At 63.7% G+C, this 13,357-nt stretch carries 9 protein-coding genes and 5 pseudogenes; 9 read left to right on the forward strand and 5 right to left on the reverse strand.

Annotation, left to right across the window (positions count from 1 at the left end; translation table 11 throughout):
- Nucleotides 1-85: 85 nt before the first annotated feature.
- The gene (locus YO9_RS0102670) at nt 86-1,543 is read right to left on the reverse strand and encodes an MFS transporter (protein ID WP_016996130.1); all 1,458 of its coding nucleotides are present in this window, start codon (nt 1,541-1,543) and stop codon (nt 86-88) included.
- Between the two features lie 120 nt (nt 1,544-1,663).
- Here YO9_RS0102670 and YO9_RS0102675 point away from each other — a divergent pair, with 120 nt between their 5' ends.
- From YO9_RS0102675 to YO9_RS0102700, 6 genes and pseudogenes are all read left to right on the forward strand, one after another.
- Complete coding sequence (locus YO9_RS0102675; RefSeq protein WP_223286005.1) at nt 1,664-2,197, forward strand: hypothetical protein; 534 nt, start codon at nt 1,664-1,666, stop codon at nt 2,195-2,197.
- 144 nt (nt 2,198-2,341) lie between these two features.
- Nucleotides 2,342-3,105 (forward strand): annotated as a pseudogene (locus tag YO9_RS0102680) (exodeoxyribonuclease III).
- 164 nt (nt 3,106-3,269) lie between these two features.
- Nucleotides 3,270-4,246: pseudogene (trpS, locus tag YO9_RS0102685) on the forward strand (tryptophan--tRNA ligase).
- Nucleotides 4,247-4,297: 51 nt separating this feature from the next.
- Nucleotides 4,298-4,855, forward strand: coding sequence for a 2'-5' RNA ligase family protein (locus YO9_RS0102690; protein ID WP_016996133.1), 558 nt, complete (start codon nt 4,298-4,300; stop codon nt 4,853-4,855).
- Nucleotides 4,856-4,871: 16 nt separating this feature from the next.
- On the forward strand, nt 4,872-6,038 hold the full coding sequence (locus YO9_RS0102695) for a YihY/virulence factor BrkB family protein (protein WP_223286006.1): 1,167 nt from the start codon (nt 4,872-4,874) through the stop codon (nt 6,036-6,038).
- A 112-nt stretch (nt 6,039-6,150) separates the two neighbouring features.
- A complete protein-coding gene (locus YO9_RS0102700) occupies nt 6,151-6,954 on the forward strand; it encodes a hypothetical protein (protein WP_016996135.1) in 804 nt (267 codons plus the stop codon).
- Between the two features lie 74 nt (nt 6,955-7,028).
- On the opposite strand, the gene YO9_RS0102705 is transcribed toward YO9_RS0102700, so the two are convergent.
- From YO9_RS0102705 to sdhC, 4 genes and pseudogenes are all read right to left on the reverse strand, one after another.
- Entirely contained in the window at nt 7,029-7,811 is a 783-nt protein-coding gene (locus YO9_RS0102705; RefSeq protein WP_016996136.1) for a succinate dehydrogenase iron-sulfur subunit, read from the reverse strand.
- Nucleotides 7,811-9,560, reverse strand: a pseudogene (gene sdhA, locus YO9_RS0102710) (succinate dehydrogenase flavoprotein subunit). The gene YO9_RS0102705 and the pseudogene sdhA overlap by 1 nt, the downstream one beginning before the upstream one ends.
- 103 nt (nt 9,561-9,663) lie before the next feature.
- Nucleotides 9,664-10,149 carry a succinate dehydrogenase hydrophobic membrane anchor subunit gene (locus YO9_RS0102715; RefSeq protein WP_016996137.1) on the reverse strand — a complete coding sequence of 162 codons (486 nt, stop codon included), beginning with the start codon at nt 10,147-10,149 and terminating at the stop codon, nt 9,664-9,666.
- 4 nt (nt 10,150-10,153) lie between these two features.
- Nucleotides 10,154-10,531: a succinate dehydrogenase, cytochrome b556 subunit gene (sdhC, locus tag YO9_RS0102720; protein ID WP_016996138.1), complete on the reverse strand. Its 378-nt coding sequence runs from the start codon at nt 10,529-10,531 to the stop codon at nt 10,154-10,156.
- Between the two features lie 328 nt (nt 10,532-10,859).
- Here sdhC and YO9_RS0102725 point away from each other — a divergent pair.
- The 3 genes and pseudogenes from YO9_RS0102725 to YO9_RS21265 all read left to right on the forward strand — a co-directional run bounded on the left by YO9_RS0102725 (nt 10,860) and on the right by YO9_RS21265 (nt 13,209).
- Nucleotides 10,860-11,974: pseudogene (locus YO9_RS0102725) on the forward strand (mannose-1-phosphate guanylyltransferase).
- Nucleotides 11,975-12,037: 63 nt separating this feature from the next.
- Nucleotides 12,038-12,868 (forward strand): annotated as a pseudogene (locus YO9_RS0102730) (amidohydrolase); the annotation flags it as partial.
- The gene (locus tag YO9_RS21265) at nt 12,781-13,209 is read left to right on the forward strand and encodes a M20/M25/M40 family metallo-hydrolase (RefSeq protein WP_396350716.1); all 429 of its coding nucleotides are present in this window, start codon (nt 12,781-12,783) and stop codon (nt 13,207-13,209) included. The pseudogene YO9_RS0102730 and the gene YO9_RS21265, both read left to right, overlap by 88 nt.
- Nucleotides 13,210-13,357: the final 148 nt, after the last annotated feature.

A 13,357-nucleotide genomic window follows, 5' to 3' on the forward strand; every position in this document is an offset into this window, starting at 1 on the left:
CTCCTCGCGTAACGATCCCGGACCACGCGAAACGCGACGCGCGCCGCCCACTGGGCAGCGCGGCGTCGGCGTTTGGTGACGCACCCTATTCTGCGGGTATCTGCTGCAACGGACCGGTGGTGGGGCCAGGTGGTTTGGGGCGCCTGTGGTCGAGCAGAGCGATCACGAATGCGATCACCAGGACGGCCACGATGGTGAGAACGCTCATGGTGAAGGCCGTGTCCCAGTCGGAACGCGCCAGCACCCCGAAAGCGACGGCCGTGATCACTGCCGTACCGACCGCTGTGCCTACCCGCTGTCCTGTCTGCATCACACCACCGGCCGCACCCGCGAACTTGAGGGGAACTTCCGAGAAGCTCAGGGTCTGGTTGGGAGGCATCACTGAACCCTGTCCCACGCCCACCAACAGTAGCGTGAGGTAGAGCCACGAGATGTTCCAGTCGAAGTGCACCACGCCGTACACCACACCGATGGTTGTCAGCAGCCCCGTCATGGCGCACGCGATACCGGCCAGGATGACGAGGCGGCCGAAGCGCAGCACCCCGCGCCCCGCCAGCGGCGCCACCACTGCGGACATGAGCGCTGCCGGGAGGCTCAACATGCCGGCTTCCAGCGCGGTGCGGCCCAGCCCCTGCTGCACGTACATGGCCAGTACGACCCACACGCTGGTCATGCCCAGGAAGTACACGGTGATCATGGCGGAGCCGTAACTGAAGCTCGCAATCCGGAACAGGTCCAGGTCCACCATGGGTTCGTTGCCGCGGGCCTTGTACCGAGCCTCCCACCTGGTCCATACGAACAGCAGCAGCGCGCCCAGCAGCAGGGACAGCCACACGAGGGGTCCCAGCCGGGATTCCACGAACGGGAACAACAGGGCCAGGATTCCCAGCCCGAACAAGATGACTCCCACGGGGTCCATGTCCACCCGACCGGGTTTTCGCTTCTGCCTCGGTAGCCACAGGGCGGCCAACAGCAGAGCTACCGCGGCCGTGGGCACGTTGATGAGGAATGTGGCGCGCCAACCGGGGCCATCTCCGAGGGCGCCGATCAGGAACCCACCGAACGCGGGACCGATGGCCACGGCAACACCAACCACCGCACCGAGCATTCCGAAGGCCTTGGCGCGGGCCGGTCCGTGGAAATACTGCTGGATCATGCCCACGCTCTGCGGATTGATCAGACCGGAACCGAGCCCTTGAGCCACGCGCCCGATGTTCAACACCGTGGTGTTGGGAGCCAGCCCGCACACGAGCGACGCCACCGCGAATAAAATGATGCCGGCCATGAACAGTTTGCGGCGGCCGAAGATGTCCCCGGCCCGCCCGCTGGCTACCAGCAGTACACCGAAGGCCAGCGCGAAACCGGTGAGCACCCACTGCAACGCGGAGGAACTTGCGTGCAGGTCGGCCTGGATCGCGGGTAGGGCCACGTTCACGATGGACACACTGACCAGCGCCATGAACAAGGGAACCAGAAGGACCCACAGGATCTTGCTGCGCTCGCGCGGGGTCAGTGGCTCGGGTGCTGAAATGGGGCTGCTCACTCGATCCTTGATACCCCATTACCGTCTCGGAAACTACGGGCCGCGCCAAAGGGTGAGACCGGCCCGTGTGGCCGGGCGTTCGATTCGTGCGCCGGGGTGGTCTTTGAGACAATGGTGCCCATGCAGCAGATTGGATCATCTCAAGCTCAGTTCACGGTCGATCCGCAGAGCGCCAAGCGCACTCGCGGAGCTCTCTGGGGCACGATCATCGGGCTTGCGGTTCTCGTGATCATTTTTGCCGTGGCACTGCTGCAGGCGGCGAACACCAACTCCGTGCTCGGCTGGATCCTGGCCGGTATTGCCCTGGGCTGGCTCATGCTGGCGGTGTGGGCGCTCTCCATGGTTCGCAAGGCCGCCCGCTACGGTCGTGACCAGGTAAAGCAGGCCCAGGAGCGATTCGACTCGCAGCACGGTCGCGCACCGGTGGCCGGTGGAGACGCAGGATCCGGTCAGTCACTGCGCGATCAGAAGTTGGCCCACGGTATGCAGGTCATTCTGGTGCAGTCCAAGGTGGTCAAGGAACAACTGGCCGAAACCGATCCGGATGCGGAGACCGTACGCCGTGCTTTGGAAACCATTGACATGACCGCGGCCAACGGGCTCAACAGCCTCAAGGAGTCATCCAAGCCGGTCGACGGTACCGTGGTCGACTGAAACACCCATTTACTTTTCCCGGCGAGATGTCTCTCGACGATTCCCTGCACAGTGAGGTACTGATCTTTCATGGCTGATTCCGCGTCCACGGTCCGCATTGCCACTGTCAACGTCAACGGCATTCGCGCCGCCTACCGGCGCGGGATGGCCGACTGGCTTCAGGACCGCAACGTGGATCTCCTGTGCCTCCAGGAGGTTCGAGCTCCGGACAAGATCACCCGCGAGCTGCTCGACGAGGACGTCTGGCACATCCACCACGCAGAGGCCGCGGCCAAGGGCGCGCCGGTGTTGCGATCGCTACCCGCCGCGACGCCTTCGACGGCTCACTGCTGCCTGTGGCAACTCGCGGTGGGATCGGGGACGAGTACTTCGCGGATTCCGGCCGCTGGGTCGAGAACGACCTCACCCTGCCCAACGGCGAAACCCTCACATTGATCTCCGCATACGTGCACTCCGGTGAGGTGGACACCCCGCGCCAGGTCGACAAGTACAAGTTCCTGGACCTCATGATCGAGCGTCTGCCCGCGCTCACCGAGCACAGCGATCACGCGTTGATCGTGGGCGACCTCAACGTGGGCCACACCGAGCTGGACATCAAGAATTGGAAGGGCAACGTCAAGAACGCCGGGTTCCTGCCCGAGGAACGCGCCTACTTCGACCGCTTCTTCGGTGACCTCGGCTACGTGGACGTCGCCCGTTCCCTGGCCGGTGAGGTGCCCGGCCCGTACACCTGGTGGTCCTACCGCGGCAAGGCCTTCGACACGGATGCCGGCTGGCGCATCGACTACCACATGGCCACCCCGGCGCTTGCGTCCCGCGCGCAGTCGGCCACGGTGGATCGCGCCGCGAGCTACGACACGCGGTTCTCGGACCACGCGCCGCTCGTGGTCGACTACAGCTTCGACTGATTCGAAATTTTCCGGCGACGACGCCGCTCGGTGACCTTGGCCGCGTAGCCGATCGAGCGGCGTCGTTGCCCGTGACACACAATGATTCGCACTAGGTGAAAGAAGCAACACTCGTGAACGAGCAGACCACCCCCGTAACGACCAAGCCCCGCGTGGTGTCCGGTGTGCAGCCCTCGGCGGATTCCCTGCACCTGGGCAACTATGTGGGGGCGCTGCGTAACTGGGTGTCCATGCAAGATGAGAACGACTGCGTGTTCTTCGTGGCGGATCTGCACTCGATCACCGCGGGGCAGGACCCGGCCACCATGGCCGAGCGCACCCGCGTGACCGCCGCGCAGTACATCGCGGCCGGTATCGACCCGGAGCGTTCCACGCTGCTCATCCAGTCGCAGGTGCCCGAGCACACCCAGTTGTCGTGGGTGCTCAACTGCATCACCGGTTACGGCGAGGCCGCTCGGATGACCCAGTTCAAGGACAAGTCCCTCAAGCAGGCGCGGACAACACCACCGTGGGGTTGTTCACCTACCCGGTGCTGATGGCCGCGGACATCCTGATCTACCAGGCCAATCAGGTTCCGGTGGGCGAGGATCAGCGCCAGCACCTGGAGCTCACGCGTAACCTGGCCCAGCGCTTCAACGCGCGCTTCGGGGAGACCTTTGTGGTGCCCGACGCCAAGATCTTGACCAACTCGGCCAAGGTCTACGATCTGCAGAACCCCACCGCCAAGATGTCCAAGTCCGCGGCATCCGAGAACGGTCTGGTTCGTCTGCTGGATCCGGCCAAGAAGAACGCAAAGAAGATCAAGTCCGCCGTGACCGACGACGGCAACGTGATCCGCTTTGATCGTGAGGCGCAGCCGGGTATTGCGAACCTGCTGACCATTTACTCCTCGCTCACCGGTGATCCGATCGAGTCGATCGTGGAGCAGTACGAGGGCAAGATGTACGGCCATCTGAAGGTCGGACTCGCGGAGGTCGTCACCGAGACTCTGGACCCGATCCAGCAGCGCGCCCAGCAGCTGCTGGACGACCCGGCCGAGCTGGACCGGCTCCTGGCCCGGGGCGCGGAGAAGGCCCGTGAGATGACCTCGGAAACCATCAAGGCGGTCTACGACCGCATGGGCTTCCTGCCGGGTGTGTGATCCCATGGGGGCCTCGACTAGGCTGAAACTCGCGTGAGGCGAGGAGGCCCAGTGAAAAACCAACACAGTTCACCCACGGTCAAGCCGGGGCAGGTTTACGCGGGTGTGGTCATCGAGTTGCCCGAACCCATGGGCAAGGAGCTCCAGGACTGGCGTGCCTCCTTCGGCGACCCGGTGGCCGGTAGCGTTCCCGCGCACATCACGCTCATGATCGCCGCGCGCGAGGACCGTTGGGAAGAGCTGGTCGATCACGTGCGCTCCGTGGTGAGCGGTTGGAAGCCCTTCCACGTGGAGATCAACGGGACCGGCACCTTCCGGCCCGTCACGCCCGTGGTGTTCCTGCGCATCGACAAGGGCTACGACGACTGCGTGGCGCTGCACAACCGCCTCAACGACGCGGACATGGTTTCCGCCTCACCCTTCGAGTTCCACCCCCACGTGACGCTGGCTCATGCGGTTCCGGACGAGTTCCTGGACCGCGCTGAGCAGACCTTACGCACCTATCGGGCCTCCTTCCTGGTGGATCACATCGACCTCTACGAGGGCGACGAGAACGGCCAATGGCACGTACGCGAACGCATTGCGTTCGCCGGTGATGGCCGCGCCTGATAACGCTCCGCCACCGGTGGTCCCTCCGATCACCGACCGGCGTGGGCTCACCGCGGAACACCGGAGACTCGCCCGGGTACGTCAGCAACTCGCCGCCGATGATGCACCACTGGGTCAACGGCTGGGCGCGCTGGTCGGGTGGGCCTTCGCGCGGCTCATGTCGCTCTTCCCCGCCAGGATCATCACGCACTACATGTTCCACGGCGGACCGCTCATGGCCGCGGGACTGGCGTATCAGCTGCTCTTCGCGTCCACGGCCTTGTCCGTCATCGGATTCTCGTTGCTGGGCATGTTCCTGGGCCGAGACTCCGCGCTGCAGCAGTCACTCGTGCAGAGCATTGGTCAGGCCATTCCAGGGCTGCTGGACGTGGGCGACGGCCAAGGGGGAGTGATACCCCTCAGCCTCCTGCAGAACACCGCGCCGTTCACCGTGGCCTCGGGCATTGCGGCCGGCGTGCTGGTCTTCACCGCGTGGCGGTGGATCGCGGGCATCCGCCTGGCCACCCGTCGCCTGTTCGAACTGCCCCCGGCTCCGGGAATGCCCATCGCGGCGGTGCCGCGAGATCTGGCATGGCTGGCGGTGATCGGTATTCTTCTGCTGTCTTCGGCGGCCATCAGCGTGTTCGCCTCCGGTGCCGTGGAGTCCGTGACGCGCTGGCTGGAGAGCACCGGGTGGATCCAACCGCAGGAATGGTTGGACAGTGGCCTCAATGTGCTTCTCGCTATCGGTCTGGGTTTCCTGGTCGATCTGCTCATGAGCTTCACACTGGTCCGGGGTGTTTCCCAGCTCAAGCTGCACCGCAAGGCTCTGCTGGTCACCGTTCTGGTCGGAGCGATCGGTTCGCAGCTGTTGCGCTTTGCCGGCGGCGAGATCATTGCCCGCACCACCAACAACCCCTATCTCTTCTCTTTTGCCGTGCTGGTCGGTGTGCTGTTGTGGTTCAACCTGTACGGACAGATCCTGCTCATCGCGGCGGCTGCGGGTGCCGTAGTACAAGCCGACATTCGCGGCGCGCGAGCACAACCCGAACGGGAGACGCGGGCGGTGACCGTGGTGGCGGCGTCGTCCTTGCCGACCGCCTCGCGCGGGCTGGAACCGTACGGCGCTTCGGAGCCTGCGGAGCACGCCGCTGAGAGCCTCGCGAGCCGTGAGGGCAGCAGTGCCTACCGTCCGAATTCGTAAGCGCCCACACGGTCGGGTGGAGTCCAATGCTGCGTTCGGCTTGAGAGCCGACTGTGTTCCGGCCATCGAGCGTCTCCGGTAGCGTGGCGAGTGTCACCGAACGGAGGGTGTTGTGACGTTCTTGAAGCAAACGGCCGAGGTGCTGTCCTGGCACGGTGTGGTCTTCCTAGTGGCCACGGCCATCGTCTCCTGGGTTGGTACGGCGGAGATGACGCCGGATCACGATCTTGATTCCTGGCTCACCTATGCACCCTTGCTGGGACCCGCGGTGACCGGTGTTTGGTACGGGGCTCGTTCAGGAATCGTCAAGACGGAGATGACCTTACCTTGGCGCATGGTCGTCCAAGTTGCCGTACCACTTTTACCGGTGTCGATTATCAGCGGCCTGGCTACCGCGCTCGCGCTTCCCCCTGAAGATCCCGCTGCGTGGTCACCGCACTACTTGTGGGGATCGGGAGACCCGTTCATGTTCGTCACCACCACGGCAATAGCCATCTACGGTGTGGGATGGATCTTCGGATTCATGACCATTGGGGCACCCTTCCTCGCGGTGCGTGACCCCAAGGCGCTCCTGACCGGTCGGGAAAACCCCGACAAGACGGCATCTCCCGCAGCTCGGCTCACCGCGGCCCTTGTTGGGGCATGCTTGCTGATCACCATGCCCGCAAGCGCCCTTGTGGCCGTGGGCATGGAAACCCTCGATGTCGATGTCTGGGACATCCACATTCCGGAAACCTTTTCCAAGGCCTTCGGTGTCTTGACCGGCAGTGGCGACAGCGGGGGATGGGTGGCACTGGCTGCCGGCATGATCCTTCTCGCTGTGTTCGCAGTTCTGGTGCTGCTCGGCGCGCTCGCAAGACAACGCACCAAGCCCGATGAGAGGGGAGAGCGGCTCCCCCACATGTTGGGATTGTGACCCTCTGAGTTCCTTCTGCGCACAGAAAAGCGGCCCGGATCCGAATGGATCCGGGCCGCTTCACTGACCATTGCTTACAGGGCGCTGGCGAAGACCGCCTTCTTGACCTCGGCGATGGCCTTGGTCACCTGGATGCCACGGGGGCATGCTTCGGTGCAGTTGAAGGTGGTGCGGCAACGCCACACGCCTTCCTTGTCGTTGAGGATCTCCAGACGCATGTCGCCGGCCTGGTCACGCGAGTCGAAGATGAAGCGGTGAGCATTCACGATCGCTGCGGGGCCGAAGTACTGGCCGTCGGTCCAGAAGATCGGGCAGGACGAGGTGCAGGCCGCACACAAGATGCACTTGGTGGTGTCATCGAAGCGCTCGCGGTCCTCCTGGGACTGGTAACGCTCGTACGTGGGCTCGTGATCGTCGTTCACCAGGAACGGCATGATCTCGCGGTAGGACTGGAAGAAGGGCTCCATGTCCACGATCAGGTCCTTCTCGCACGGAAGACCCTTGATGGGCTCCACCAAGATGGGCTTGTTCAGATCCAAGTCCTTCAGCAGGGTCTTGCACGCGAGACGGTTGCGGCCGTTGATGCGCATGGCATCGGAACCGCACACGCCGTGTGCGCACGAGCGGCGGAAGGACAGCGAACCGTCCAACTCCCACTTGACCTTGTGCAGGGCATCCAACACGCGGTCGGTGCCGTACATGGTCAGCTGCCACTCGTCCCAGTGGGCTTCCTCGCTGAATTCGGGATCGTAGCGACGCACCTTGAGGGTGACGTCGTACGTGGGGATCTCTTCAGCAGAAGAATCCTGCTGAACGTCCTGGTTCTCGTTTTCGTTCTCAGTTACTGCAGTGGACATTAGTACTTACGCTCCATCGGCTCGTAACGGGTAAAGATCACGGGCTTGGTCTCCTGGCGGATACCGGCCGTGGGCGAGGAGGGATCTTCGTAGACCATGGAGTGAAGCATGAACTTCTCGTCATCACGGTCGGGGAAGTCCTCGCGGAAGTGACCGCCGCGCGATTCCTCGCGGTGCAGGGCGGCCACGGACATGACCTTGGCCAACTGCAGCAGGAAGCCCAACTCCACGGCTTCCAGCAGGTCCAGGTTGAATCGCTTGCCCTGGTCCTGGATGGAGATGTTGGCGTAACGCTCTTCCAGAGCGGCAATGTCAGCAAGGCACTGCTCAATGGTTTCTGCGGTACGGAACACCTGCATGTTCAGATCCATGGTGTCCTGCAGATCCTTGCGGATGGCGCCGACCTTCTCGGTGCCATGGCCGCTGCGCGCGTTGTCGAGGAGTGCCTCGGTGCGCTCGGCGGCGTTGTCCGGGATCGGCAGGAACTCTGCGTCGCGAGCGTACTCGGCGGCGTAGATACCAGCGCGCTTACCGAACACGTTGATGTCCAGCAGCGAGTTGGTGCCCAAGCGGTTGGAGCCGTGAACGGACACGCAGCAACCTCGCCGGCTGCGTACAGACCGGGAACGGTGGTCTCGGAGTCCTGGAAGACCTCGCCCTTGATGTCCGTGGGGATACCACCCATGCAGTAGTGCGCGGTGGGGAACACGGGAACGGGCTCGGTGTATGGCTCGACACCCAGGTACGTACGAGCGAACTCGGTGATGTCCGGGAGCTTGGCATCGATGTGAGCCGGCTCCAGGTGGGTGAGGTCCAACAGGACGTAATCCTTGTTGGGACCGCAACCGCGACCCTCACGGACCTCGTTGGCCATGGAACGGGCAACGATGTCACGAGGTGCGAGGTCCTTGATGGTGGGTGCGTAACGCTCCATGAAGCGCTCACCATCGGAGTTACGCAGGATGCCACCCTCGCCACGAGCCGCCTCGGACACCAGAATGCCCAGGCCTGCCAGGCCGGTCGGGTGGAACTGGACGAACTCCATGTCCTCCAGCGGCAGACCCGCACGGAACGCGATGGCCATGCCGTCACCGGTCAGGGTGTGAGCGTTGGACGTGGTCTTGAAGACCTTGCCCGCGCCGCCGGAGGCGAAGATCACGGACTTGGCCTGGAACACGTGCAGCTCGCCGGTGGCCAGGTCGTAGGAGACCACACCGGCGGGGCGACGGCCCTCGGGGGTGTCCACCATGATCAGATCGAGCACGTAGTACTCGTTGTAGAACTCCACGTTGTGTTTGATGCAGTTCTGGTAGAGCGTCTGCAAAATCATGTGACCGGTACGGTCAGCGGCGTAGCACGCACGGCGGACGGGGTTCTTACCGTGGTCGCGGGTGTGACCACCGAAACGACGCTGGTCGATCTTGCCCTCGGGCGTGCGGTTGAACGGCAAGCCCATCTTCTCGAGGTCGAGAACCGCGTCAATGGCCTCCTTGGCCATGACCTCGGCGGCGTCCTGATCGACCAGGTAGTCGCCACCCTTGACGGTGTCGAACGTGTGCCATTCCCAGTTGTCTTCTTCGACGTTGGCCAGAGCCGCGCACATGCCACCCTGGCTGCGCCGGTGTGTGACCGGGTGGGGTAGAGCTTGGTCAGTACGGCAGTGCGGGCGCGCTGGCCGGATTCAATGGCGGCGCGCATGCCGGCGCCACCGGCGCCGACGATAACCACATCGTACTTGTGAACCTGCATACCAGATGCTCTTTCTATGTGGATGAGTAAGTGAAGTGAACGTGCCCGTTCCGAGCGATCAATGGATCAAGCGGCGAAGCCAGAGGCTCCGCCGCCCGAGTCATCACACGGTGTGGCAGAAGGAAGCCAGCAGCTCCGGATCGGCACCGGCGGGGCAGGGATCGAAGGTGAAGATCACCAGGGTGCCCAGCAGAATGACGAAGCCCGATGCCAAGAACAGCAGGACCTTCAGCCAGAAACGGGTGCCGCTACGCTCGGCGTAGTCGTCGATGATGGTGCGAACACCGTTGGTGCCGTGGAGCATGGCCAGCCAGAGCATGACCAGGTCCCAGACCTGCCAGAACGGATTGGCCCACTTGCCACCCACGAAACCGAAGTCGATGGCGTGAACGCCTTCGCCGACCATCAGGTTCACGAACAGGTGACCGAACACCAGAACGACCAGCATGATGCCGGACAAGCGCATGAACAGCCACGCGAGCATCTCGAAGTTGCTGCGGGAGGAACCGGAACGGTTGTACTTGACGCCGTTCACCTCGAGGTCCCGGCTACGGGGGACCTGGATTTTGGTCTTGAGAGGTGTGCTCACGGAATCAGCCTCCGAATACGATCGACAGGTGGCGGATGAGGAACGGAATCATGACGATGACCCACAGAGCGATAACGCCCCAGAGCAGGCCCTTCTGGTTCTTGGTGCCGCCCTTCCAGAAGTCGATCAGGATGATTCTCAGGCCGTTGAAGGCGTGGTAAACGATGGCTGCTACGAGCCCCGCCTCGCCAAGGCCCATGATGGGGTTCTTGTAGGTTGCCATCACCGCGTTGTAAGCCTCGGGGGATACCCGGACCAAAGCGGTGTCAAGGACGTGGACCAACAAGAAGAAGAAGATGGCCACGCCGGTAATACGGTGGGCAACCCAAGACCACATGCCGTACTGGCCGCGGTAAAGGGTGCCCCTGGATGAGTTCGCCACGGAATAACCTCCCTGTGTCGCTCGTCGTCGTGCGCACTGGTTTGAACTAAAAAACGGGATTCGCGCTGCTACACGGCTTAAGCGGAGCCCTGGCTGGCTCTGTCATGGATGATGCGCTATTTCGATCCAAAGATACCAGCCTGTGAGGGAATTCCTGACAACGTGTCGCTAACTGCACCGAGGCGAAATTCCGGGCAATTACGGCATGTTTGTGTGCTCAAATTAACCGCCGTGGCGGGGCATGAATCATCCCGTCCACAACACAGGCCACGCACGTGATCACGGGAGATGTCCACGACCGCGCCGGGTGGGCCGTAAACTGGCGCTCGTGACTTCGCCATTGCAACGTTTCCATCCGTTCATCCCCGCCGGAGGTGTGGGGTCGCGGCTGTGGCCGCTCTCCCGAGCGGATGCTCCCAAGTTCCTGCTGGACCTGACCGGTTCCGGCTCCTCTTTATTGCGCGCCACCTACGACAGGCTCGCGGGACTGTCCGCGGGGCCGGTCATGGTGGTCACCGGGCGAAGCCACGCCGGTGCTGTGCAGGAACAACTGCCCGAGTTGACCGGTGATGACCTGGTGCTGGAACCCTCTCCCAAGGATTCCGCCGCGGCCATCGGTCTCGCGTGCACGCTCATCGCCCGCCGTGATCCGGACGCGATCATCGGCTCGTTCGCCGCGGATCACGTGGTGGAGCCGGCCGAGACGTTCCAAACAGTGTTAAAGAGGCCGTGGAGGCCGCCGCAACTGGACGCATCGTGACGATCGGCATCACGCCGTCCTCCCCGGCGACCGGATTCGGCTACATCAAGGCGGGGGAATCGCTGGGCCTTGGACAAGCCCCGCACGCGCTCACCGTGGAACAGTTCGTGGAGAAGCCGGACAAGGACACTGCGCGCCGGTACGTGGCCAGCGGGAACTACACATGGAACGCCGGCATGTTCGTGGCCCCGGTGGGACTCATGCTGCAGTACCTGCGGAAGAGCGAGCCCGAATTGGCGGCCGGTCTGGACGTGATTGCCGACGCCTGGGACACGGACCGTCGTGACGCCGTCGTCGACGAGGTGTGGCCCACCCTGACCAAGACGGCCATCGACTACGCCGTGGCCGAACCCGCTGCAGCCGCCGGCGACGTCGCAATGGTGCCCGGCGATTTCACGTGGGAAGACGTGGGGGACTTTGCGGCGATCAACCGGCTCAATCAGGTGGATCCCAGCGGCGACTCGGATGTCGCGATCCTGGGCAAGAACAACCGAGTGCTCTCGGACGAGTCCTCGGGCATCGTGGTCTCGGACACCGGTCGTCTGATCGCTCTGATCGGCGTGCAGGACATCGTGGTGGTGGACACCCCGGACGCCCTGCTGGTCACGACCGCCGAACACGCTCAGCGTGTCAAGGATGCCGTGAACTCGCTCAAGAAGAACGGCGATACGGACGTCCTGTAGTCCATGACACAGTTGTCGGCGCTGCTCAGCCCCAATTGGGCCCACAGCGGTACGCTGAAACCCATGTTGGATCTTCCGCTGCCGTCCGCCGATGACATCGGCCTCCCCCCGGCCATCGGGCCGTTACTGTCGCACTACCTCCCCGGGCTGATTGCGTTCCGGCGCGACATCCACAAGCATCCGGAGCTCTCGTACGAGGAGTACCGGACCACCGATCGCATTGTCACCGCGCTCGAGGCCGTGGGCCTGAATCCCGTGCGCTTCTCCGCGACTGGCTGCTACGTGGATGTGGGGCGGGGTCCCGTGATGGTGGGCCTGCGTGCGGACATCGATGCCCTCCCCATCCAGGAGAACACCGGCCTGCCGTACGCCTCCGTCAACGACGGCGTGATGCACGCGTGCGGTCACGACATCCACACGACCATCATGGTGGGCGTGGCGCAGGTGCTCGCTGATCTGCATCGTTCCTCGCCGTTCGCGGGAACCGTGCGCGTGGTGTTCCAGCCCGCTGAGGAAAAGCTTCCCGGCGGTGCGCTGACCATCATCGATCAGAACGTGCTGGACGGTGTACCTCGCATGTTCGCGCTGCACTGCGAACCCAAGGTGGACGTGGGCCACGTGGGAACGCGCATCGGCGCGATCACCTCCGCCTCGGACACCGTTCGGATCGAACTGTCGGGCCGCGGCGGTCACACCTCGCGCCCGCACCTGACCGAAGACCTCGTCTACGCGATGAGTCAAATTGCCGTGAACGTTCCCGCCGTGCTCTCGCGCCGCATCGACGTGCGTTCCGGCGTGGCCGTGGTGTGGGGCCAGTTCCACGCCGGTGTTGCCCCCAATGCGATTCCCGTGTCCGGTTTCATGGCCGGGACCATGCGCTGCCTCGACGCCGAGGCCTGGCACCAGGCCGGTGGCCTGCTGGACGAAGTGGTCGAACAGGTGGCCGCCCGTACGGGGTGACCGTAGACCTCGAACACATCAGGGGAGTGCCCCCGGTGGTCAACGGGGAAACCGAAACCACTCTGCTGGAGATCGCCGCCCGCGCCGAGCTGGGTGAGGACAGCGTGATGCTCGTGGAACAGTCCATGGGCGGCGAGGATTTCGCGTGGTTCCTGCAACACGTCCCCGGCGCCATGATGCGTTTGGGTACCAGGCTCCCGGCGGTCGCACCTACGACCTGCACCAGTCCGACTACGCTCCGCAGGAAGAGGCCATCAGCTGCGGAGTTCAAGTGATGGCCTCCACCGCGCTGCGAGCCATTCGTCTGCGCGTGCGAGAACTCCACGACACAGCGGACTCGGCACTCGTCGAGTGATCCCGTGGCTACACTGAGACTCTCTAAAGTTTCCGGGGAGTAACTTCCGTAGCCTCCCCATCCAGAGA

The sequence above is a fragment of the Kocuria atrinae C3-8 genome (assembly GCF_000286355.1).
Taxonomy (GTDB): Bacteria; Actinomycetota; Actinomycetes; order Actinomycetales; family Micrococcaceae; genus Kocuria; species Kocuria atrinae_A.